The 20,016-nt window shown below is 74.2% G+C and carries 16 protein-coding genes and 2 pseudogenes; 12 read left to right on the forward strand and 6 right to left on the reverse strand.

From position 1 onward, the window contains the following. Window positions 1–27: 27 nt before the first annotated feature. Window positions 28–708 (reverse strand): class I SAM-dependent methyltransferase, encoded by a 681-nt coding sequence (locus tag AB0M97_RS11975; protein ID WP_365960668.1) that lies wholly within the window; start codon window positions 706–708, stop codon window positions 28–30. A gap of 340 nt (window positions 709–1,048) precedes the next feature. On the opposite strand from AB0M97_RS11975, the gene AB0M97_RS11980 reads away from it, so the two are divergent. From AB0M97_RS11980 to AB0M97_RS11990, 3 genes are all read left to right on the forward strand, one after another. Continuing rightward, the gene (locus tag AB0M97_RS11980) at window positions 1,049–1,261 is read left to right on the forward strand and encodes a hypothetical protein (RefSeq protein ID WP_365960669.1); all 213 of its coding nucleotides are present in this window, start codon (window positions 1,049–1,051) and stop codon (window positions 1,259–1,261) included. A 182-nt stretch (window positions 1,262–1,443) separates the two neighbouring features. Then, on the forward strand, window positions 1,444–2,244 hold the full coding sequence (locus AB0M97_RS11985; protein WP_365960670.1) for an HAD-IA family hydrolase: 801 nt from the start codon (window positions 1,444–1,446) through the stop codon (window positions 2,242–2,244). Between the two features lie 103 nt (window positions 2,245–2,347). Next, window positions 2,348–4,708, forward strand: coding sequence for a glycosyl hydrolase family 65 protein (locus AB0M97_RS11990; protein ID WP_365960775.1), 2,361 nt, complete (start codon window positions 2,348–2,350; stop codon window positions 4,706–4,708). A 119-nt stretch (window positions 4,709–4,827) separates the two neighbouring features. On the opposite strand, the gene AB0M97_RS11995 is transcribed toward AB0M97_RS11990, so the two are convergent. The 3 genes from AB0M97_RS11995 to AB0M97_RS12005 all read right to left on the reverse strand — a co-directional run bounded on the left by AB0M97_RS11995 (window position 4,828) and on the right by AB0M97_RS12005 (window position 6,063). After that, window positions 4,828–5,178 carry a hypothetical protein gene (locus tag AB0M97_RS11995; RefSeq protein WP_365960671.1) on the reverse strand — a complete coding sequence of 117 codons (351 nt, stop codon included), beginning with the start codon at window positions 5,176–5,178 and terminating at the stop codon, window positions 4,828–4,830. 107 nt (window positions 5,179–5,285) lie between these two features. After that, window positions 5,286–5,651, reverse strand: a complete 366-nt coding sequence (locus AB0M97_RS12000) for a DUF6479 family protein (protein ID WP_365960672.1) — start codon at window positions 5,649–5,651, stop codon at window positions 5,286–5,288. A 37-nt stretch (window positions 5,652–5,688) separates the two neighbouring features. Beyond that, window positions 5,689–6,063: a ChaB family protein gene (locus tag AB0M97_RS12005; protein WP_365960776.1), complete on the reverse strand. Its 375-nt coding sequence runs from the start codon at window positions 6,061–6,063 to the stop codon at window positions 5,689–5,691. 154 nt (window positions 6,064–6,217) lie between these two features. On the opposite strand from AB0M97_RS12005, the gene AB0M97_RS12010 reads away from it, so the two are divergent. Then, window positions 6,218–6,589 carry a ferredoxin gene (locus AB0M97_RS12010; RefSeq protein ID WP_365960673.1) on the forward strand — a complete coding sequence of 124 codons (372 nt, stop codon included), beginning with the start codon at window positions 6,218–6,220 and terminating at the stop codon, window positions 6,587–6,589. A 126-nt stretch (window positions 6,590–6,715) separates the two neighbouring features. Then, complete coding sequence (locus tag AB0M97_RS12015) at window positions 6,716–8,287, forward strand: NAD(P)/FAD-dependent oxidoreductase (protein WP_365960674.1); 1,572 nt, start codon at window positions 6,716–6,718, stop codon at window positions 8,285–8,287. 179 nt (window positions 8,288–8,466) lie between these two features. On the opposite strand, the gene AB0M97_RS12020 is transcribed toward AB0M97_RS12015, so the two are convergent. After that, window positions 8,467–10,263, reverse strand: a complete 1,797-nt coding sequence (locus AB0M97_RS12020) for a serine hydrolase (RefSeq protein ID WP_365960675.1) — start codon at window positions 10,261–10,263, stop codon at window positions 8,467–8,469. 139 nt (window positions 10,264–10,402) lie between these two features. Beyond that, entirely contained in the window at window positions 10,403–12,829 is a 2,427-nt protein-coding gene (locus tag AB0M97_RS12025; RefSeq protein WP_365960676.1) for a penicillin acylase family protein, read from the reverse strand. A 145-nt stretch (window positions 12,830–12,974) separates the two neighbouring features. Here AB0M97_RS12025 and AB0M97_RS12030 point away from each other — a divergent pair, with 145 nt between their 5' ends. The 7 genes and pseudogenes from AB0M97_RS12030 to AB0M97_RS12060 all read left to right on the forward strand — a co-directional run bounded on the left by AB0M97_RS12030 (window position 12,975) and on the right by AB0M97_RS12060 (window position 20,012). Further along, window positions 12,975–14,480 (forward strand): acyl-CoA synthetase, encoded by a 1,506-nt coding sequence (locus AB0M97_RS12030; protein WP_365960677.1) that lies wholly within the window; start codon window positions 12,975–12,977, stop codon window positions 14,478–14,480. A 53-nt stretch (window positions 14,481–14,533) separates the two neighbouring features. After that, window positions 14,534–14,863 (forward strand): annotated as a pseudogene (locus tag AB0M97_RS12035) (alpha/beta fold hydrolase); the annotation flags it as partial. Window positions 14,864–15,355: 492 nt separating this feature from the next. Then, entirely contained in the window at window positions 15,356–15,466 is a 111-nt protein-coding gene (locus AB0M97_RS12040) for a keywimysin-related RiPP (RefSeq protein WP_365960678.1), read from the forward strand. Window positions 15,467–15,492: 26 nt separating this feature from the next. Continuing rightward, window positions 15,493–17,307, forward strand: a pseudogene (locus AB0M97_RS12045) (asparagine synthase-related protein); the annotation flags it as partial. A gap of 145 nt (window positions 17,308–17,452) precedes the next feature. Beyond that, a complete protein-coding gene (locus AB0M97_RS12050) occupies window positions 17,453–17,707 on the forward strand; it encodes a lasso peptide biosynthesis PqqD family chaperone (protein WP_365960679.1) in 255 nt (84 codons plus the stop codon). Further along, a complete protein-coding gene (locus tag AB0M97_RS12055) occupies window positions 17,704–18,138 on the forward strand; it encodes a lasso peptide biosynthesis B2 protein (RefSeq protein WP_365960680.1) in 435 nt (144 codons plus the stop codon). The genes AB0M97_RS12050 and AB0M97_RS12055 overlap by 4 nt, the downstream gene beginning before the upstream one ends. Beyond that, window positions 18,135–20,012 (forward strand): ABC transporter ATP-binding protein, encoded by a 1,878-nt coding sequence (locus AB0M97_RS12060; RefSeq protein ID WP_365960681.1) that lies wholly within the window; start codon window positions 18,135–18,137, stop codon window positions 20,010–20,012. The genes AB0M97_RS12055 and AB0M97_RS12060 overlap by 4 nt, the downstream gene beginning before the upstream one ends. The last annotated feature ends 4 nt before the right edge of the window (window positions 20,013–20,016 follow it).

Consider the following 20,016-nt stretch of genomic DNA (forward strand, 5'->3'; position numbering starts at 1 on the left):
CCGTACGGCGGGCGGGGACCGGGTCTGTCAGTCGATTCGCCTGCAGCGCAGGAAGACGTGCTCCTCGGGCTGCACATCGGTGCTGGCCGGGGCGTACGAGTAGGAGGACTCGTCGACGACCTCGAAGCCCGCCGACTCGACCACCTGGCGCAGGTCCTCGCGCAGATAGCCGGAGACCCGGATCCGCTGCCCCAGGAACGGGATCGGGTAGTCGTCCACGTCGGCCTCCACCATGGACAGGGCGAGCAGCCCGCCCGGCACCAGCAGGTCGTGGACCATGCGCAGCGCGACGGGGATCTCGGCGCGCGGCAGCATCAGCAGCGAGAAGAAGGCCACGGCCGCGTCGAAGCGCCCCAGGTCGAGGGGGCCGCCCGGCCGCAGGTCCGCTATGTCCGCCTGGTGGAACGTCGCGGTGGGCACGTTCGCCTTCGCCAGCGCGATCATGCCGCCCGAGAGGTCGACGCCGACGACGTCGAGGCCGGCCTCGGCCAGCTGACGCGCCGTGGGCAGTCCCGTACCGCAGCCCACGTCCAGGACGCGGGACCCGGCGTCCAGGGACCCGGCGATCCACTCGGCTGCCGCGAGCTGTCCTTCCTTGTGCGGGAAGGCGTCGTCGTAGCGGTCGCCGATGACGTCGAAGGCTTCGGCCTGGCCCGTGCGGTCGAGCTGCAGGTCGCCGTATTCGGGACGGCCAGCGTGGTCACTCATGTGTGATATCCACCCTTAGGGGCTCGTGGTGCGATTTTGTCATAGTTCGCGGGGGCGCGAGATGTGGGGTGCCAGGCGTGGGGGAAGCCGGACTCGCAGTCCCGGGGGCACGACCTTATTGCCCCGCCCGCCGAAACTCCCGTGCTTCGCCCGACCAGCTCGGACGGAGTACCCGGCAAACGGCACAGGGCGGGGCGTACGGACCCTCCGCACCTCGGCCCGGTCGTGAATCCGGCGACCTGCGCGGCGAGGCCAGGGCGCACGAACGGGCGGAGGCGCAGGCACGGCGGCGGCGCGGCCGTCGGTGAGCCCTGCCAGGGCATCCGCCGGGCGCCCTGCGGTGAGCCACCCGCCCACGCCCGGCGCGGCCGACCCGGCGCCCGAGCACGGCGGGGTCGTCTTCGAGGTCCACCCGTCGTTCGTCGACGGTGAACCGGAGAAGGTGGCCGTGCCCTGCGTGAAGGCCCACCTCGACGCCCTGGACCGCAGCCGGGCGGGAGTGTCGCCGGGCCGGGCCGGGGAACCCGGCACGACGGACGCCTCCACCAGGTGACGGACCGTCGAAGAGGCACGGCGTCCCCTCCAGCAGCACAGCACGGCACCCCCGCCCCGCAACCGCCAGGGCTGTCCGGCCCGCCCGGCTGCGCGCGGCCCGACGACGGTGGACGCTGGATCTGCGCGCCCCGCACAGGACGCGCGAACCGACCCCTGACCCGGCGAAAGGCGGTACGGACGATGGAGCAGCCCGCGCACCGGACCGGCACCACCGAGACGCCCCCCGGCACGCTCACCGACGTGCTGCGCGGCGTGCGCGGCGTCGTCTTCGACACCGACGGAGTGATCACCGACTCGGCCCGGGTGCACGCCGCCGCCTGGAAGGAGGCCTTCGACGCCTTCCTGCGGCAGCACCCGCCCGCCGACCCCGCCATGCGCCGCCCGTTCGACGCGCGGGACGACTACCTGCGGTACGTCGACGGCAGGTCCCGGCTCGACGGCGCCGCCGCGTTCCTCGCCTCGCGCCTGCCCGACCCCCCGGAGGATGCGGTGCGTGCCGTCGCCGAGGCGAAGGAAACCCTCTTCCTGCGGCGCCTGCACGAGGATGGTGTGGACGCCTGCCCGGGCACGGTGCGGCTGGTGCGGGCCCTGCGCCGGGCCGGGATTCCGCGCGCGGCGGCGTCCGCCTCCCGGCACGCCGGTGAGCTGCTGACCCGGGCCGGGGTGCTCGACCTGTTCGACGTGCTCGTCGACGGCGCCGAGGCCGCCCGCCTCCGCCTGCCGGGCAAGCCGCGCCCCGACCTCTTCCTGGAGGCCGCGAGGAGGCTCGGCGTCCCGGCCGGGAGCGCCGCCGTCGTGGAGGACGCGCTGGCGGGCGTGGCGGCGGGCCGCGCCGGAGGGTTCGCCCTCGTCGTCGGGGTGGACCGCGCCGCGAGCGAGGAGACCCGGCAGGACCTGCTGCGGCACGGCGCCGACCTCGTCGTACGCGACCTCGCGGAACTGCTCGACCCGGCCGACGGCCGGCGACCGGCCCCCGGGTGAGGCAATGAGGAGCACCGACGTGACGGAACTGACCGAACCGGCGGAACCGGCCGGCGTGACGGAACCCGCCCGGGCGGCGGCGGAGCCGGTCCAACCGGCCGATCTGACCTGGGAGTACGAGGGCTACGACCCGGCCGAGGAACGGCTGCGGGAGTCCCTGTGCACCCTCGGCAACGGCTACTTCGGCAGCCGGGGCGTCCTCCCCGAGTGCACCGCGGACGACGTGCACTACCCGGGCACCTATGTGGCCGGCTGCTACAACCGGCTCGTCTCCGAGGTGGCGGGCCGCAGGGTGGAGAACGAGGACATGGTCAACGTGCCGAACTGGCTGCCGCTGCGGTTCCGCCTCACCGGCGGGAAGTGGCTCACCCCGGACACCGCGCCCGTGCTCGCCCACCGCCAGATCCTGCACCTCGGCCTCGGCGTCCTGGAACGCCGCACACGGTTCGACGCCGGCGACGGCCGGGTGCTCGCGGTGCGCCAGCAGCGGCTCGTGCACATGGCCGACCCGCATCTGGCGGCGCTGCGCACCGAGTTCACCGCCGAGGGCTTCTCCGGCGAACTGGACGTCGAGGCCGCCCTCGACGGCGGCGTCACCAACGACGGCGTACCCCGCTACCGGGACCTGGACGGCCGCCACCTGACCCACGTGCACGCCGGCACCGCCGCCCCCGACCGGGTGTGGCTTCGCTGCCGCACCCGCACCTCCGACATCCGCATCGGCATGGCCTCCCGCGTCACCGCCGGCGCGCCCCTGACCGTCCGGCACGAACCGCCCGTCACCCGCCAGCTCCTCCGGCTCGCGCTGGAGCCGGGGCGCACCGTCACCGTCGACAAGACCGTCGCCCTGCACACCTCGCGCGACCCGGCCATCAGCGACCCGCTGTACGCCGCGGTCGACCGGGTCGGCCGGGCGCCCGGCTTCGACGCCCTGCTGGCCTCGCACCGCACGGCCTGGGCCCAGCTCTGGCGGCGCGCCCAGCTCGACGTCCCCGGAGACGCGGGACGCATCCTGCGGCTGCACCTCTTCCACGTCCTGCAGACGCTGTCCCCGCACACCGCCGACCTCGACGTCGGCGTACCCGCCCGCGGACTGCACGGGGAGGCCTACCGCGGGCACGTCTTCTGGGACGAGCTGTTCGTGCTGCCCTTCCTCAACCTGCACTTCCCCGAGGTCGCCCGCGCCCTGCTGCGCTACCGCCACCGGCGGCTGGAACGCGCCTGCACGGCCGCCCGCGACATCGGCCGCCGGGGCGCGCTCTACCCCTGGCAGAGCGGCAGCGACGGCCGGGAGGAGACCCAGCAGCTGCACCTCAACCCGCGTTCCGGGCGCTGGCTGCCCGACCACACCCACCTCCAGCACCACGTCGGCTCGGCGATCGCGTACAACGTGTGGCAGTACTGCGAGGCGAGCGGGGACGCCGAGTTCCTGCACACCAAGGGCGCCGAGATGCTGCTGCAGATCTCCCGCTTCTGGGGCGACTCGGCCACCTGGGACGGCACGCTGGGCCGGCACCGGATCCGGCGCGTGATGGGGCCCGACGAGTACCACGACGCCTACCCGGGCGCCGCGGGACCCGGCCTGGACGACAACGCGTACACCAACGTCACCGCCGCCTGGGTGCTGTCGCGGACCCTGGAGCTGCTGGACACCCTGCCCGAGCCCCGTCGCCGTGAACTCGTGGAGCGCATCAGCCTGGAGGACGGCGAGACCGAGCGCTGGGAGGAGGTGTCGCGCACCCTGCACGTGCCGTTCCACGAGGGCGTCGTCAGCCAGTTCGAGGGCTACGGCGACCTCGCCGAGCTCGACTGGGACCGCTACCGGCAGCGGTACGGCAACATCCGCCGTCTGGACCGGATCCTGGAGGCGGAGGGCGACACCGTCAACCGCTACCGGGCCTCCAAGCAGGCCGACGTCCTGATGCTCGGCTACCTCTTCTCACCCGGTGAACTCCAGGCCCTGTTCCGGCGGCTGGGGCTGCGGCTGGACGAGGACACCTGGCGGCGCACCGTCGACCACTACCTGCACCGCACCAGCCACGGCTCCACGCTCAGCGGCCTGGTGCACGGCTGGGTCCTCGCCCGCGCCCGCCGCGCCGAGGCGTGGAGGTTCTGCCAGGAGGCCCTGCGCGGTGACATCGCCGACGTGCAGGGCGGCACCACCGGCGAGGGCATCCACCTGGGTGCCATGGCCGGCACCCTCGACCTGGTGCAGCGCGGGCTGACCGGCATGGAGACCCGCGGCGGAGCCCTCTGGCTCGACCCCGTGCCGCTGCCGGAGCTGTCGTCGTACGGGTTCTCGGTCCGCTACCAGGGCCACTGGGGCGTCCGGCTGCGTCTGGAGTCCGGGCAGATGGAGATCGCCGTGCCGTCCTCCGACCTGCCGCCCATCGACCTCAGGCTGCCCGGCCGCGTGGTCCGCCTGGAGCCGGGCGAGACGACCACGCTCGCGCTGGCCGAGTGAAGCGGTGTCCCGGTGGGGGTGTCCCGGTGAAGTGAGGTCCCGGTGAAGTGGTCCGGGCGAACCGAAGGCCCGGGGCGTGGTCGCCCCGGGCCTTCGACCTCTTCGTTGTCACCGCAGTGCTACGTCCGGTCGCCCTTCGGCTTGCCCCGCTGGTCCGGGGTGCCGTGCGGCGGCGGGCTGAACGGCTCCGGCGACGTCGCCGGCGACACCGGCGAACCCGAACGACCCGCACTGCTCTCGGGCCGCAGCGCGCCAGGGTCGCCGGACGTCGGCTCGGCGCCGGACCGCAACTGCTCCAGGCGGGCCGTCAGCACCTCCGTCACCGGCAGCCGGTCGGCGTGCGACCGCTCGTAGGCGAGCAGGTCCTCCACCTCCTCGGTGGACAGTGACCGCACGCGGCTCTCCAGTCCGCCGATCGGCAGATGGTCGTAGTCGGGCAGCGGCAGGGTGTTGCGGGCGGGGTCGGCCATGGTTCTCACTTCCCTCTGTACGACGGCTTGCACGACGGCACGACGGCCTCCCGTGCGTTCGCGTGCAGTCTCGGCGTCCGGGGCGGTCGCGGCCCCGTGCGGTGCGGTCAGTTGCCGCCCGGGCCGCCACTGCCGAACGATCCGCTGCTGCCCTCGTTCCAGCGCGGCCGGTCCTCCGACGGGCTGGTGCGGGTGCCGGAGTTGCCGTGCGCCGGCATGTCGTGCGGCAGGACCCGCTCGTCGCTGCGCGGCATCTCGTTCGGCTCCCGGTGCTCCCGCACCTCCCGGACCGGCCCGCCGTCCGGCATGTGCGGCTGCTCCTCGCTCCGGGGCCGTCGCGGCTCTCGGCGCATGACGCGGACGCCGAGCACGAACGCACCGATCAGGACCGCGACGACGATCAGGCCCGCCACCAGCAGCCCGCCGCCGACCGCGCCCCGACCCGCGGCGATGTCCATCCATACGGTGTTCATGACCCGCGAGTACCCCGGGCGGACGTCATGAACCCGTTCACCGGGACCGCGCCTCGCGGGTCTTCGCCCGGTTCGCCTTGCGGATCGCGTCCAGCAGCTCCGCCTTCGACATCCGGGAGCGCCCGTCGATGTCCAGGTCGCGGGCCAGGTCGTACAGGTGTCGCTTCGACGCCTGCTCGTCGACGCCCTCGCCGCTGCGCCCGCCCTGCCCGCGGGGCCGGGCCGAGCGCGGGTCCGAGGGGCCCTTGCGGCCACCCTCCTTGCGCTGCCAGTGGTCGCCGACCTTCTCGTACTTGTGCTTCAGCGCCCCGAACGCGACCCGGTGGGCGCGTTCGCCCTCGCCGTACTGCTTCACCGCGGAGTCGTGCGCCTTGATCCAGGTGCGCTGCGCGTCCTTGGCGGACCGTTCCAGGGTCGACGGGAGTTCCTGTCGTCCGGCACGGGTTCCACCTCCGTCCGTCGTCGGTCATGGCGGTGCCCGGGTGCCCGGCCGACAGTCGGGAAAACTGCCCGGAACCCTCGGGAGCGCCGGGTTTGACGCTGTCGGCGGCGGCTACCCGCGCGGTGTGACCACGACATCTCAGCAGGAGCTCTTCCGGTTCCTGGAGGACCGCTTCGCCTGCGCCCAGGCGTGCACCGAGTGCGCGAGGGCGTGCGCGTTGCGTGCGAGCCTGGTGGAGCCGGACGGAAGCGAGAAACAGGAACTCGTACGACGCAAGGCGATCATGTGCGCGGAGGTGTGCGACGCGACGTGCCGAGTGCTCTCCGAGCAGAACCAGGTGGACGAGGGCGCCATCCGTACGCAACTGGAGTGGTGCCGCACGGTCTGCCTGGAGGGCGCTCACGTTTTCGACGATCATCCGGGCGCGGAGGACACCGCGAAGGCCTGCCGCGAATGCGCCCAGGCCTGCACGGACTTCCTGGCCACGCTCAGGTGATGCGGGAGGGGGCGGCCGGATGCCACCGGCCGCCCCCTCCCGCATCAGGAGCAGGGGCGACCGGAAGCACGGCGTACGCGCGGCGCACCCCTGGCCGACGTGGATCACCACGTGCTAGCAAGAGCCATGACCGCACACGCAGCGCACCGCGCCTATGACGCCGTGATCGTCGGCGGGGGCCACAACGGCCTCGTCGCCGCCGCCTACCTGGCCCGCGCCGGACGGTCGGTGCTGGTGCTGGAGCGGCTGGACCACACGGGTGGCGCGGCCGTGTCCACGAAGCCGTTCGCCGGTGTCGACGCCCGCCTGTCCCGCTACTCGTACCTGGTGAGCCTGCTGCCCCCCAAGATCGTGCGCGACCTGGGCCTGGACGTCCGGCTGCGCACCCGCACGATCTCTTCGTACACCCCCGCCGAACGGGACGGCCGGCCGACCGGGCTGCTGGTCGGCGGCGGCGAGCGGCGGACCCGGGAGGCGTTCGCCCGGCTCACCGGCTCGGACCGCGAGTACGAGGCCTGGCAGCGCTTCTACGCCATGACCGGCCACGTCGCCCGGCGGGTCTTCCCGACGCTCACGGAGCCGCTGCCCACCCGGGAGGAGCTGCGCCGCCGCACCGACGACCCGGACGCCTGGCGGACGCTGTTCGAGGAGCCGATCGGCGCCGTCATCGAGGAGCGCTTCGCCGACGACCTGGTGCGGGGCGTGGTCCTCACCGACGCCCTGATCGGCACGTTCGCCGACGCCCACGACCCCTCCCTGGCGCAGAACCGCTGCTTCCTCTACCACGTCATCGGCGGCGGCACGGGCGCCTGGGACGTGCCGGTCGGCGGCATGGGCGCCCTCACCGACGCGCTGGCCGCAGCGGCCCGCGGGGCGGGCGCCGTGATCGCCACCGGCCACGAGGCCGTGCAGATCGACACGGACGGCCGCTCGGCCGAGGTCACCTACCGGACCGCCGGCACGGAGGGCACCGTCACCGCCCGGCACGTGCTGGTGAACGCCGCGCCGAGCGAGCTGGCCGACCTGACCGGCGATCCGCCCCCGCCGCCCGCCGAGGGCGCCCAGCTCAAGGTGAACATGCTGCTCAAGCGGCTGCCCCGGCTGCGCGACGAGTCCGTCGACCCGCGCGAGGCGTTCGCGGGCACCTTCCACATCGCGGAGGGCTACGAGCAGCTCGCCTTCGCGCACGCCCAGGCCTCGGCGGGGCGGCTGCCCGACGCGCCGCCCTCCGAGATCTACTGCCACTCGCTCACCGACCCGACGATCCTCGGCCCCGGCCCGGCCGGGCAGGGCTGCCACACCCTCACCCTGTTCGGGCTGCACACCCCGGCCCGGCTGTTCGACCAGGACAACGACGCCGTGCGCGAGGAACTGCTGACGTCGACGCTCGCGCAGCTCGACGCCCACCTGGCCGAGCCCCTCGCCGACTGCCTGGCGACCGACGCCGACGGGCGGCCCTGCATCGAGGCGAAGACCCCGCTCGACCTGGAGCGCGACCTCGGGCTGCCCGGCGGCAACATCTTCCACCGGGAGCTGTCCTGGCCGTACGTCCAGGAGGGCACCGGCCGCTGGGGCGTCGAGACCCGGCACCCGAACGTGCTGCTGTGCGGCGCGGGCGCGGTACGCGGCGGTGGCGTGAGCGGCATCCCCGGGCACAACGCGGCCATGGCCGTGCTGGAGGCGACACCGGATGCGTGAGGCCGTGTGACCCGGCCAGGGCTGGATACTGCGGCAAAACGGATATAGAGCCCATCTTGATCCGGAGTGAGGAAGGTGCCATGGCCGAGCTCAGCCCGAACGAGGTCCAGAAGGCGGTCTTCAACCAGTAGACCGCCTTTGTCGGCGCCCCTCTGCCGCCACCCTTCCACTGGCGCTTCTCAGTCGGCCGACGCCGTCCACCCGGCCGTCTCGACGCGCGCCGCGTCCGCCGGGCGCGCGTCGGCGAACAGGACGTCGCCGGCCGACTGGACGCGCACCCCGTCCACGTAGACCCCGCGGCCCACGTACAGCCGGTCCGTGGCGTACCGCCAGCGCAGGGTGAGGCGGCGGGCGGCCGGCAGGTCGGCGGTGAGCCGGTGCCAGGCGCGTCCCGACCAGCCGGTGACGGAACCCTCCGGGTGCTCCCGCGGCTCCCCGCCGCCCCGGCGCGTGGTCGTGAACGGCACCGGCCGCCAGGCGCCGTCGCCGTCCGCCGCGGCCTCCAGCACGAGCGTGTCCGCCCGCGGCTCGGTGTCCCACCACAGGGCGCACACCAGGCGCGCGTCGCCCGCCGAGGTGTCGAGGACGGGCAGCGTGAGCGTCGCGGCGGTGGCGTTCGCCATGCCGGAGAACCAGGCCGACCGCCCGTGCGCCGGACGGACCGGCACCGCCCGCGCCAGGTTGTTCGCCGCCGCCACCCGGGGCGCCGAACCGGAACGCCAGCTGCGCACCGGGTGGACCGAGTTGCCGAGCACCACCAGGAACGAGTCGGTCGTCGGGTCGAGGACCAGCGAGGTGCCGGTGAAGCCGGTGTGCCCGGCGGTGCGCGGTGTGGCCATCGCGCCCATGTACCAGTGCTGGTGGAGCTCGAAGCCCAGGCCGTGCTCGTCGCCGGGGAAGGCGGTGTTGAAGTCGGTGAACATCAGCTCCACCGACTCCGGCCGCAGGATGCGCGCCCGGCCGTAGGAGCCGCCGTTGAGCAGCGTCCGGCCCAGCACCGCGAGGTCCCAGGCCCGTGAGAACACCCCGGCGTGGCCTGCGACACCGCCCAGGCTGAACGCGTTCTCGTCGTGCACCTCCCCCCACACGAGCCCCCGGTCCAGGCCCGACCACGGCTTGCGCGCGTCCTCCGTCGCGGCGATGCGCGGCTTCCAGGAGGCGGGGGGGTTGAAGCGGGTGCCGTCCATGCCGAGCGGGCCGGTGATCTTCTCGTGCAGCAGCGTGTCCAGGGCGCGGCCGGTGACGCGCTCCAGGACCAGTTGCAGGGAGATCAGGTTCAGGTCCGAGTACAGGTACACCGTGCCCGGCGGGTTGAGCGGTGCCTCGTCGTGGACACGCTGGATCCTCGCCTCGTACGTCGGCGCGCTGAACAGCGGGATCCAGGCGCGGAAGCCCGAGGTGTGGGTGAGGAGCTGACGGATCGTGATGTCCTGCTTGCCGGCCCGGCCGAACTCCGGGACGTACGAGGCGACGGTCGCCTCCAGGCGCAGCGCGCCGCGCTCGATCTGCTGGACGGCGAGGATCGAGGTGAACAGCTTGGACACCGACGCCAGGTCGAACACCGTGTCCTCGGCCATCGGGATCTGCTCGTCGGCCGGGAACTCGACGCCGGTGTCCGTCTTCTCGTCGTACGCCCGGTAGCGCACCGCCTTGCCGATCGGCTGGTGCAGCGCGACGGTGCCGCCCCGCCCGGCGAGCAGCACGGCGCCCGCGTACCAGGGGCGCCTGGGGGAGGGGCGCAGGAACGTCTCGGCGTCGGTGACCAGTTGGCGCAGGTGGTCGGGGAGCAGCCCGGCCTCCTCGGCGGTGCCGCGCCGCAGCACGGTGCCGCGGCCCGTCGCCTGCGCCGCCGCGACCGGTCCGGCCGGCAGCGCGGCGAGCGCCACGGCACCGCCCAGCGCCAGCGCCGTACCACCCAGCCGGCGGCGGGTCAGCCCACTGCCGTTCCCTCTGCCGCTCACCGCGTCCTCGGTCATCGAGAGCCTCCCGTCGCACCTGACTGAAAGTATCTTTCGGGTCTGCGTCGCGCGATGAAACTTTCCGGTCAGCGGTGAGGTGGTGTCAATGGTCCGTGCCCGACTCGGTGTTCGCGCACCGGACGCCGCGGTCCGCGCCTCAGCGCTCGCGCACCCGGACCACCCTCAGCTCCGGGGACGACAGGATGTCCTTCTCGCAGAAGCGGGACGTCACCCACCGGCCGTCCGAGTACCGCCGCGTCTGGTCGCTGAAGTGGGGCGACGCGGGGTTCGAGGACTGGGAGTACGTCAGCAGCGTCCGGGCGACCGGGCAGCGGCTCCCGTCCCAGCCCACGGCCTGGAGGTAACTGGAGCCCGTCGTCACCTCCGTGTAGCCGCGCTCCCGGTCCCACACCGGCTCGATCTTGTTCCACACGCCCAGCGACTCGGTGCCGCCGTGCACGGGGATGCGCATCCCGTCGCGCACCACGAACTGGTGCTCCCCGAGCGGCGCGTCGAGCGCGATGCCCGCCGCCCGCAGCTCGGCCACCGCGTCCGCCAGGGCCGTCGCGAAGCCCGGCACGGACGTGTCGAGCGTGCGCGGCGTGGCGACCGGGTCGGCCGCCGAGAACGGCACCTTCCACAGCCGCGCCGCCGGCACCGCCGCCGTCAGCTTCCGCCAGAACCGGTCGAACAGCAGGGCGCCCCGGCTGCCGGTGTTCGTCGTGCGGTCCCAGGTGGCGAGTACGGCACACGCCCCGGAGACGTCCACGGCCCGGCGGTCGCTGCCCGTCGCGGTCCCGCCCGGCAGCGCGGCACACGCCTCCGCCGCGTCGGCGGCGGCCAGGTCACCGGCGGGCGCCCGGTTGGCGAACTGCTGCCGCTGCAGGTCCCGTACGGTCAGCCCGCCCCGGTCCGCCATCGCCGCCACGTCCTCGAGGGCACCCCGCGTCCGCATCGACCGGGCGGTGCCGATCGTGCCGAAGACCCGCTCGTAGCCCGTGATCGGGCGGTCCGGGTTGGTCAGCCAGGCGCTGTCGTTGGAGTTCTCCGCGTACGGCGCGTCCGTCAGCGTCGGCATGCGGGACGGACCGAAGATGCCCTCCTGCACGGCGTCCGGGTCGCTGCCGGGCGCGCAGTCGCCGCGCGAGCCGTCCAGGACGGCGACCCCGGACGCCGGGTAGGTGGCCCTGCCGAGCGGCGTGGAGCAGCGCTGCGCCAGTTCGTCGGTGATGCGGGGCAGCACCTGCGACTGCGTGAACAGCGTGCCGCCGCGCGAGTCGGCGGCGATGGTGTTCACCCACGGCAGGCCCTGCGTGCGCCGCAGCGCGTCCAGGACGTCCTTCGTGCCGCGTGCCGTGCTGAAGCCCAGAGCGGTGTCCGAGGCGCGCAGGTTGCCCGCGTTGGGGTCGCCGAGCGCGTACGCCGTCGTACCGGTCCAGGGCAGGGGCAGCGAGGCGCCGAGTGAGGTGGCGACGGGGCCGTACCGGGTCCACCACTGGGTGCGGGTCACCGGCGAGCCGTTGTTCACGGCGACGGTGACGGTCCGCTTCGTCATGCGCTCCCGCTCGCCGTCCACCAGGTACGCCGTCGGGTCGGCCGGATCGAGCGTCAGCTGGTGGAGGCTGAGGGGGACGCCGGTGGCGACGGTGTGGCTCCACGCGACGTGCGCGGTGTGGCCTATGGACACCGTGGCCGAGCCGAGCAGCGAGCCGCCCGCGACGTTCAGCCGGCCCGGGATGGTCTGCTGCGACTGCCAGAAGCGGCGGCCGCCGTGCCACGGGTAGTGCGGGTTGCCGAGCAGCAGGCCCCGGCCGTTCGCCGTGGTGGCGCCGCTGAAGGCGACCGCGTTGGAGCCCATGCCCGCGGAGTCCGCCGCGAACAGCTCACGCGCCGCGCGGGCCGCCGACGCCGGATCGGTCCTCTCCTCCCGCGAGGCCGCGTCGCCCTGCCCGGCGCCGGTGGCCGGCGGCTGCGCGGCCGTGATGCCGTCGACCGCCCGCCCCTGGCCGCCTAGCACGGCCAGCGCGTAGCCGCGCGCCGCCACGTCCAGCGCCGTCACCGGCCGCACCCACGACGCGCCCCGGCACGCCGGGTCGGTGACGCGGTTCTGCGCGAGCCAGGCGTTGTAGCCGGCCGCGAACCCCCGCATCAGGTCCTTCGCCGCACGGCTCGGGCCGCGCGGCGCCGGCTCGGCGAGCAGCCTCTCCACGGTGCCCGCCTGCCGTACGCCGCGGAAGTACAGGTCGCTGGCGAGGTTCGTGGAGGCCGACGACAGCGCCGCGTCCGCGGGGGCGTCGTGCCCCAAGTAGCGCGAACGTTCCCCGCGGACGGTCAGGAACCCGTCGGCGAGGGTGCACACCTGGTCGGCGGCCTGCGCCCAGCCCGTACCGAAGCCGAGGCCCGCGAAGTCGCCGGCGACGATGTGCGGGATGCCGAACTCGGTGTAGCGGACGACGGCCGACAGACCGCCGCGCGCCGGACGCTCCTGCCGGTGCTGCCCGTCGGCAGCGGCGGCAGGCAGCACGGAGCAGGCGGTGAGCAGAGCCGCGGCCATGACGCCGACTCGTCCCGGACGGGTGCGCATGGGGCCTCCCAACATCATCGGGGGAAGGGGCGGTTGAGCGTAACAGCGGATATCCGGCACGTCAGCGCTCCGAGCGGTCCCTGGCAGGCACCGGCCACGCGCGGCGCCTTGACCTCCCCGGGCGGCCCGCGCAGGATCGGCCTGCATGACCTCCGGACATGACAGCACGGTCGACGGGATGCTGCGGCGCAGCGCCCGGCGGACTCCGACCCGCGTGGCGCTGGAGTACGGCGAACGCACCTGGACCTACGGCGCACTCGACACCGCCGTCTCCCGCGCGGCGGGCCTGCTGCGCGCGCGGGGCCTGACCCCGGGCGACCGGGTCGGCGCCTACGGCCACAACTCCGACGCCTACCTCATCGCCTTCCTCGCCTGCGCCCGCGCGGGGCTCGTGCACGTGCCGGTCAACCAGAACCTCACCGGCGACGACCTCGCCTACATCGTCGGCCAGTCCGGCAGCTCACTGGTGCTCGCCGACCCGGACCTCGCGGACCGGCTCCCCGGCGGCGTGCCCGTGCTGCCGCTGCGCGACACCGGCGACGCCCTGCTGACGCGGCTGGCGACGGCCGACCCGTACGACGGGCCCGGGCCGGGCGGCGAGGACCTGGTGCAGCTGCTCTACACGTCGGGCACCACCGCCCTGCCGAAGGGCGCGATGATGACGCACCGCGCGCTGGTGCACGAGTACGTCAGCGCCATCACCGCCCTCGACCTGCGTGCCGCCGACCGGCCCGTGCACGCGCTGCCGCTGTACCACTCGGCGCAGCTGCACGTGTTCCTGCTGCCGTACCTCGCGGTCGGCGCGACCAGCATCGTCCTTGACGCGCCCGACGGCGACCGCATCCTCGACCTGGTCGAACAGGGCCGCGCGGACAGCCTGTTCGCGCCGCCCACGGTGTGGATCGCGCTCGCCAACCGGCCCGACTTCGCCACCCGCGACCTCGACGGCCTGCGCAAGGCGTACTACGGAGCGTCGATCATGCCGGTGCCCGTGCTGGAGCGGCTGCGTGAACGGCTTCCGCGGCTCGCGTTCTACAACTGCTTCGGCCAGAGCGAGATCGGCCCCCTGGCCACGGTCCTCGGGCCCGACGAGCACGAGGGGCGCATGGCCTCCTGCGGCCGTCCGGTCCTGTTCGTGGAGGCGCGCGTGGTGGACGAGGACGGCAAGGACGCGCCCGACGGCACGCCGGGCGAAGTCGTCTACCGCTCACCGCAGTTGTGCGAGGGCTACTGGGGCAAGCCCTCGGAGACCGCCGAGGCCTTCCGGGACGGCTGGTTCCACTCCGGCGACCTCGCGGTGCGCGACGCGGACGGCTACTTCACGATCGTGGACCGCGTGAAGGACGTCATCAACTCCGGCGGCGTCCTGGTCGCCTCCCGCCAGGTCGAGGACGCCCTCTACACCCACGACTCCGTCGCCGAGGTCGCCGTCGTCGGCCTCCCCGACGACCACTGGATCGAGGCGGTCACCGCGGTCGTCGTACCGCGCGGCGAGGTCACGGAGGAGGACCTGATCGCCCACGCCCGCGAAAAGCTCCCCGCCTTCAAGGCCCCGAAGCGCGTGATGTTCGTCCCGGAACTGCCCCGCAACGCCAGCGGCAAAATCCTGAAGCGGGAACTGCGGGACCGTTTCGCCGACGGGGCGCCGTAGCGGCGGGACAGCTCCGTTGCCGTCGCACCGGAGCGCGCCTCATGATCGGCGGTATGCGGTACTTCACCGCGCCCGACGTAATAACCCGCCTCGCCCACCACGTCCGCGGCGCGGGCGCCCCGCTCGTCGTCCTGCCCGACGAGGCCCATGCGTGCCTGGGCATACCTCGGTGACCTCGGAGGCCTGGACCGCCACCGCCGGCTGATCCTGCTGGACCCGCGCGGCACGGGAGACTCGGCACGGCCGGCGGACCCGGCGACGTACCGCTGCGACCGCCTCGTCGACGACGTCGAGCGCTGCGCGTCCATCCGGGCCCGGAGCGGATGGACCTGCTCGCGCACTCCGCGGGCGGCAGCCTCGCCCTGCTGTATGCCGCCTGTCACTGGCTGGACGACCCCGACTGGTTCGTGCGCCGTGTCGCCGCGGTCCTCGACGGACGGGGCGGCGATCCGCTGTCGGCACAGCAGGGCGGCGTGTCTGCTCCGGGCCGCGGCGACGGCGATGCTGATCGTTTCGCCATACGGTCGGGCTGCACCGGACCCGCGTCCCACGGGCGGTTGCGTTCCGGGCGCTCAGTGCGCCGGGCGGCGCCCCCCCATTCCGCGTGCGCGGTCCGGCCGCCGTCCCGGACCGTGCGCCGGCCGTGCCGTGCAGGTGGGAGGGGGTGCACGGCTCCATCGCCTCCCCGAGCCACCCCCCTCGGACTCGACCGAGGCCACCCGCCGGGCGACGAACGTACCGGGCAAAAGCCTTGAGGTGTGTTGATATGACTAATGGCCTGTGTCTTGCTCATGCCGCGCGTCGCCCCGCTAGCTGGAGACACCGCCGCCGGCCGCAAGGAAGGCCGCCGGCACCGCTCACATCGAGGTGATGGCATGAAGAAGGCATACGAGGCACCGACGCTCGTCCGGCTGGGGTCGTTCCGCCGGAAGACCGGCCTGCTGCAGCGCAGCGGCAACGACCGTCTGCTCCTCAGCAAGAACTGACGGCGGCCGGCACGTAACACGACTCCATGTCCGACATGCACGCAAGTGCGGAACCGGGCCGCGGCGACGCCCACTTCGCGGTCTTCCCCGACTGCGAGGAAGCGGCAGCCGCGGCCCGCTTCTTCCGCCACCCTGGTACCCGCGTCCTGGCCCACGCCTCGGGCCGCCCCTGGCTGGTCGGCACCTGGTCCGGCACGGAGATCGTCACGGCCCGGGCCGGCCGGACAGTCCTCGCCGCCGTCGGGTGGTGCGCCGCAGACCCGCAGCGGCTCGAACGCCACGCCGCCGGTCTGCGCGACCTCGCCGAACTCGACGCCCTGGCCCGGTCCCTGCCGGGCAGCTTCCACCTGGTCGCCACCCACGAGGGACAGCTCAGGGTGCAGGGCACCGCCTCCGGGCTGCGGCTGGTCTTCCACGCCCGCATCGGCGGCGTCCACGTGGCCGCGACGAGTGCGGACCTGCTCGCCACCGCCCTCGGCAGCCGGCCGGACACGGCCCAGCTGGCCGTCCGGCTCCTGTGGCCCGTGCCGCATCCGCTGTACGAGGCCCCGGTGTGGCAGGGAGTCGACGCGGTCTCCCCGGAGGACGCCCTCCTAGTCTCCGCCGACGGCCACCGGGTCCGCACCTCGCGCTGGTGGCGGCCCCCGGAGCCGACCCGCACCCTCGCCCAGGGCGCACCGGCCGTCCGCGAGGCGCTGGCCGAGGCCGTGGACGTGCGGACCCGGCCCGGCGGAGTGGTCAGCTGCGACCTGTCCGGCGGCCTCGACTCCACCTCCGTCTGCTTCCTCGCCGCCCGCTCCACCGCCTCCGTCGTGGCGGCGACCTGGCCCGGACGGGACCCCGCGGACACCGACCTGGCCTGGGCCCGACAGGCGGCGGAACACCTGCCGAAGGTCGACCACGTCGTCTGGGACGCGGACACCTCGGCCCTCGTCTACTCGGACCTGCTCGGCATCGACGACCTGCTCGACGAGCCGACCGTCGGGGTGATGGACCGCTCACGCGTCCTGCAGCACCTGCCGTGGCTGGCCGAACGCGGCAGCCGGGTGCACCTCACCGGGATCGGCGGCGACCACGTCGCCTGGTGCTCGGAGGCGTACTACCACCGGCTGATGCGCACCCGCCCGCTGTTCGCGCTGCGCCGGCTGCGCGGCTTCCGCGCCCTGTGGAACTGGCCGCTCGGCGCCACCGCGCGCGCCCTCGCCGACTCCCGTTCCTACCCGCGCTGGCTCGCGCACTCCGTCCGCCACCTGCGCGCCCCGATGCCGCAGTCCTCGGCGACCGGGAGCCTCGGCTGGGGGATGCCGCCCCGCCTGTTCCCCTGGACGACCCCCGAGACCGAACGGCTGGCCCGCCAGGCCCTGCTGGACGCGTCGGCGCAGGCCGAGCCGCTGCACCCGGACCGCGGCCTGCACACCGACCTGGAACTGATCCGCACCTGCACGCGCATCATCCGCCAGTGGGAGCGGATGGCGACCCGGGCGGGACTCCCGATGGCGTCGCCGTTCCTGGACGACCGCGTGATCGAGGCGTGCCTCGAGGTCCGGCCCGACGACCGTGTCACGCCGTGGCGGTACAAGCCGCTGCTCGCCGAGGCGATGCGCGGTGTGGTCCCGGACGAGTGTCTGCGGCGCTCCAACAAGGCCGAGGCGTCGATGGACGCCTCCGAAGGACTGCGCCGCCACCGAGGCGACCTGCTGACCCTGTGGACCGACTCCCGGCTGGAACGCCTCGGCCTGGTGGACGGCGAGGAACTGCGCCGGCTCGCCCAGCGACCCTCGGCCCCGGGCCTGCGCGACGCGGTCCTCTACTCGACCATCGCGTGCGAGGTGTGGCTGCGCTCCCACAACCGCGCACCCCGACCGGAGCCCGCCCCCGGGCAGGGAGAAACCCCAGGAGACCCAGCCGTAGTACGAGGAGAAGACCCGGCCGGACGGCGAGAGGACACCGTCGGATGACGGAAGACAGCAGAAAGGCGCCGACCCCATGACACTCCGATTCGACACCGACGTCTCCACCGCGGAGACCCAGTACGGCACGGTCCTCCTCCACCAGCGCACCGGAGAGTACTGGGAACTCAACCCCACCGGCGCCCTGGTGGTGAGGACCCTCATGGACGACGGCGACGAGACCGCGGCCGTCGCGGCACTCGTCGCGCAGTTCGACATCGCCCGCGACCGCGCCGAGCAGGACGTGAGGACACTGGTGCGGGACCTGAAGGACGCGGGGCTGGTCTCATGACCACGCCCAGCGCCCTCGACCGGCCCACCGGTGTCCCCCTCGCCCGGCGACTGGCCGCCCGCCTCGTCCTGGTACCCGCGCTGGCCCTGTCGTTCCTGCCGCCGCGGCACATCCGCGCCGTACTGGAGCAGGCCCGCCGCGGCGCGCGACCCGCCACCCCCGCACAGGCGGCTGCGGCCCGCGAGGCACTGTGCGCGGTGAGCCTGCGCTGCGCGGGACCGCGCGGCTGCCTGCCGCGGTCCCTGGGCGCCGCCCTGCTGTGCAGGATGTACGGCACCTGGCCCACCTGGTGCACCGGGGTCCGCAATGTGCCGCCGTTCTCCGCCCACGCCTGGATCGAGGCCGGCGGCCGCCCCGTGGGGGAGGGCGTCCCGGACGACTACTTCGCGCGGCTGATGACCGTGGCCCCGGCGGGGCGGGCGGGCACGTGAGCGACACGGCCGTCGCGGACGACGCCCCGGCCGGCGCCGGCCCGGACGAACCCGCGGCGAAGCGGCCCGCACCGCCCGCGGGCGGCACGACGAGCGGTTCGGTCGCCGCCCTGTTCCGGCTGACGTCCGGTCACCGCACGGCCGTCGCCGTGGCGACCGGGCTGACGCTGGTGGCGTCGGCACTCGGCCTCGCCCAGCCGCTCGTCGCCAAGCACGTCGTGGACTCCAGCGCCCGCGGTGAGGTGCTGTGGCCGTTCCTCCTGCTGCTGTCCGGCCTCTTCGTCGCCGAGGCCGCCGCGGGAGCGACCGGCCGGTTCCTGCTGGACCGCATGGGCGAGGGCGTGGTCCGCATGGTGCGCCACGGACTCGTCTCACGGCTGCTGCGGCTGGAGATGCGGGAGGTGGACCGGCGCCGCCGCGGCGACCTGGTCTCCCGCGTCACCGCCGACACCACCCTGCTGCGGGACGTCGTGTCGCAGGCCCTGGTCGACCTCCTCACCGGCTGCCTCGTCTCGGCCGGCGCCCTGCTGCTGATGCTGTGGCTTGACCCCCTGCTGCTGCTCCTCGTCGTCGCGGTGGTCGCCCTCGCCGCGGCCGTCGTCGCCACGCTCCTGAAGGGCATGCGGGTGGCGTCGGAACACATGCAGTCCGCCGTGGGCGCCATCGCCGCCGAACTGGAGCGCGCCCTCGCCGCGCTGCCGGTGGTGCGGGTGTACCGCGCCGAGGAACGCGAGGCGCGCCGCATCGGCGAGCGGGTGGACTCGGCCCACCGGTCGGGCGTACGGGCGGCGAAGCTGGCCGCGGTGATGAGCAGCGCCGTCGAACTCGCCGTCCAGGGATCCTTCCTGCTCGTCCTGGTCGTCGGCGGCATGCGGGTGGGCAACGGCGGAGCGGACTCCCTCGGCGACCTGGTCGCCTTCCTGCTGTACGCGTCGTACCTGGTGATGCCCCTGTCGTCGGTGTTCCGCGCCATCGGCCTGATCCAGCGCGGCACGGGCGCGTACCTGAGGATCCACGAGGCCCTCGCCCTCCCGCAGGAACCCGCCGAGCAGCCCGGCCGGACGGTCCCCGGCCCGCAGCCGCCCGCCCGGCCGTCCCCGGCCCCCGCGCTGGAACTGTCCGACGTCCGCTTCGCCTACGTCCCGGGCCGGCCGGTCCTGCGCGGGGCGGCCTTCACCGTGCCGCGGCACGGGCTGGTGGCGCTCGTCGGCCGCTCGGGAGCCGGCAAGAGCACCCTCTTCTCCCTGATCGCCCGCCTCTACGACCCCGACGCCGGGACCATCCGCTTCGACGGCATCCCGGCGACGGCCCTGAGCCGCCAGGAGAGCCGCGCGGGCATCGCCCTCGTCGACCAGAACACCCACGTACTGGAGGGCACCCTCCGGGAGAACATCACCTACGCCGCCCGCGACGCCACCGACGACGACATCCGCCGCGTCGTACGGCTCACCCGGCTCGACCACGTCGTGCAGCGGCTGCCCGGAGGCCTGGACGGCAGACTGGGCGACCAGGGCGGCACCCTCTCCGCAGGGGAACGCCAGCGCGTCGCCCTGGCCCGCGCCCTGCTCGCCCGGCCCCGGCTGCTCCTCCTCGACGAGCACACCTCGCACCTGGACGCCGTCAACGAAGCGGCCCTCACCCGGGCGCTCGCCGACGTCACCCGGCACTGCGCGGTCCTCGTCATCGCCCACCGCCTCTCCACCGTGCGCCACGCCGACCGGATCGTGGTCCTCGAGGACGGCCGTACGGTGGCCTGCGGCCGGCACGACGAACTCCTCGCCACCAGCCCCGCCTACCGCGAACTGGCCACCACCCACGTCCTGCGCGGCCGTCCCCTCAGCGACCCGCCCGCCCCGGACCGTACGCCGTCATGAAGGG

The sequence above is a fragment of the Streptomyces sp. NPDC051207 genome (assembly GCF_040682395.1).
Classification (GTDB): Bacteria; Actinomycetota; Actinomycetes; order Streptomycetales; family Streptomycetaceae; genus Streptomyces.